Source organism: Streptomyces pseudovenezuelae (assembly GCF_001513955.1).
Classification (GTDB): domain Bacteria; phylum Actinomycetota; class Actinomycetes; order Streptomycetales; family Streptomycetaceae; genus Streptomyces; species Streptomyces pseudovenezuelae.
In genome coordinates this window covers 1-2,341 of sequence record NZ_KQ948161.1, presented here as the reverse complement: position 1 = coordinate 2,341, position 2,341 = coordinate 1, and the positions used below count along the sequence as shown (strand labels likewise).

Here is a 2,341-nt window from a genome sequence, read left to right as displayed (position 1 = left end):
GACCACGCCCACGCCCACGACCCCGAGCCACGGGGGCAGGTGCGGCTTTGCCCGGTGCAACAGGTACTTGCCGACCCCCGCGAGTGCCGACTCGCCCTTGAGCTGTTCCTCGTGCTGCTGCTCGATGTCCTTCTCACCCATGACCGCCCCTCCCCTTACTGCTGAGCCCAGTCCATGCGCGGACCCTGGGGGCGCCGGGCACGGTGCTTGACGCGGTTGATCTCTTCCTCGTACGCCTGCTGGAAGGCGGCATAGGTGGCCGCGGCGTTCTTCGCGGCGGAGGCGGCGGCGTCCGCGGACTTCCGCAGCTTCCGCGAGACCTTCCAGGCCCGGGCCTTCGAGCCGCCGATACGGCCCTCGGGGTCCGGGACCGTGGACAGAACGCCCTTCAGGATCTCGGCACCCATGGCCACCTCGAACGAGAGCGTCACCATGACGGCCCGCAGGTGGTTGCAGTAGTTCCGCACGTCCGCCGGAGAGGTGAACTCGGGCGGGGGGAGCAGGGCCTCGGAGTGTCCGCCCCGGCCTCCCTGCGCGGGGACCGAGCCACGGCTCCCGCCGCCGCCCCCGCTGTTGTTGGTCTTGTTCTGCGACAGGTTGAGCGTGAACGAGGGGGCGAACGACGCGCCGAACTTCGCGGAGTCGTTCTTGCTGTTCTTGCCGCCCGTAGCGGCTGCGGTCGGTGTGCTCACCGGTTGATCTCCGATCCCTTGCGGTGACGGGGGCAGGCGCAGGGCGGCCAGATGATCGCGTCCCACGGGTGCACGTCGCAGTCGTCCGGCCAGATCTCCCGAACGGGCGACCACGTACGGCCGCTGTCCCGACTGATCCGCATCGTCATCAGGGGCCGGTCGGCCGGTCCGTCGTGCTCCATTGCGACTCCCTGCGCTCTCGGTAGGGACTTCCCCATAGGAAGTGCCTTCCTGTAGGAAGTTAAGGGATCAGTCCGGTACCGTCAACCACATCCGATAGGAAGCGAGGAACCGATCATGGCCGGGACCGTGGAGCGCATGGCCGCCTACCTGCGCGCGAGGATCGACCTGGGGACGCTCGAACCGGGCAACAAACTCCCCCCGACCGGCGCGCTCATGAGTCAGTTCGACCTGAGCGACAACGCCGTATACCGGGCAATCGCCCTGCTCAAAGCCGAGGGCTACCTCGTGTCACAGCAGGGGAAGGGCGTGTTCGTCGCGCCCCGCCGAAACCTGATCGCCGGAGCCCAGCGCATCCGCGGCATCACGCAGGCCGGGGAGACGATCCACCACAAGCGAAGCGAGCGGGTGCCGGCGCCCGACTGGGTGGCCTCGTTCCTCGGGGAGGGCGAGTGCGTCAACCGGGTCCGCACCGTGCAGCGCGGTGACTTCGTCCGGGAGGCGTCGCAATCCTGGGTGCACGTCGACGTGGCGGAAGTCGTCCCCGAGATCGACCTCCCCGAGCCGTGCGACCCGACATGGCAGGCGGTCTATGCGGAGCGCTCCGGCAACGCCGTTCAGGCCGTGGCCCGGACCGTTGACGCCCGGATCACGACCGACGACGACCGGGCCGCCCTGAATCTCGAAGGGGACTTCGCCGTCCTGGTCCTGCGCAGCGTCTACGCGACGGGGGACAAGGTGATCGGCGTGGGGGAAGCGGTGTACGCCCCGGGCTATCCGCTCTCCGTCACCTGACCCGACCGGCCCCGCACCCTTCCCCCGGCCCCGAACGGCCCTCGGTCCACCCGGACCCGAGGGCCGTTCGTATTTCCGGATCACCCCGGAATACCCCGTGAGATCATCGAATGTGACACCGCGCCAGGAACCAGCGGAAAGGGGGGAGACGTGCGAACCGTCCCCGTACAGATCGTGTGTCGTAGCTGTGCCGAGCCGTACCGGACGACGGTCCGGGGCGGGAACACCCGGTGCCCGCACTGCCGTACCTCCCGCCACGTCCGCATGGATCAGGAGTGGGAAGGACCGGTGACCCCCGACATGTCCGGAGCCGCCTCCCGGGCCGTGGAAGTCGCCACCCGACCCGCCGTGTGGGTCGAATGCCGGTGCGGCCATGAGTGGCAGTCCCTGGCCCGGGACCGGATGACGATCCGGTGTCCCGAGTGCGGCACCGGGCAGCGCGTGCCCTACCGGACCGACGCGAACACCGGGCCGTCCCCCGAGGGCTACCGGCCGCCGCCACCCCCGCCCCGGGCCCCTCGGGTCCGCCCTGCGCCCGTGTGGGAGCCGGACGACGACCCGGAAGACGAGTGGGAGCCGGACGAGCCTCCCCGCTCGTCCCTGGCCGACTGGATGCGCTCCGGGGGCCGGAACGAACTCGCCCGAGCCTTCCCTCCCGGCGGGGCGCCCCGGGG

General features: G+C 70.3%; 3 protein-coding genes and 1 pseudogene. 2 read left to right on the top strand and 2 right to left on the bottom strand.

Annotated elements, in window-relative coordinates; translation table 11 throughout:
- Positions 1 to 155 precede the first annotated feature (155 nt).
- Both traA and AQI94_RS42125 read right to left on the bottom strand, forming a co-directional pair.
- Positions 156 to 692, bottom strand: coding sequence for a plasmid transfer protein TraA (gene traA, locus AQI94_RS42130; RefSeq protein WP_030498531.1), 537 nt, complete (start codon positions 690 to 692; stop codon positions 156 to 158).
- Positions 689 to 874: a hypothetical protein gene (locus tag AQI94_RS42125; protein WP_030498532.1), complete on the bottom strand. Its 186-nt coding sequence runs from the start codon at positions 872 to 874 to the stop codon at positions 689 to 691. Before AQI94_RS42125 ends, traA begins: the two co-directional genes overlap by 4 nt.
- 115 nt (positions 875 to 989) lie before the next feature.
- Between AQI94_RS42125 and AQI94_RS42120 the strand changes: the two genes are divergently transcribed.
- Entirely contained in the window at positions 990 to 1,667 is a 678-nt protein-coding gene (locus tag AQI94_RS42120; RefSeq protein WP_030498533.1) for a GntR family transcriptional regulator, read from the top strand.
- 288 nt (positions 1,668 to 1,955) lie between these two features.
- Positions 1,956 to 2,341 (top strand): annotated as a pseudogene (locus AQI94_RS45425) (hypothetical protein); the annotation flags it as partial.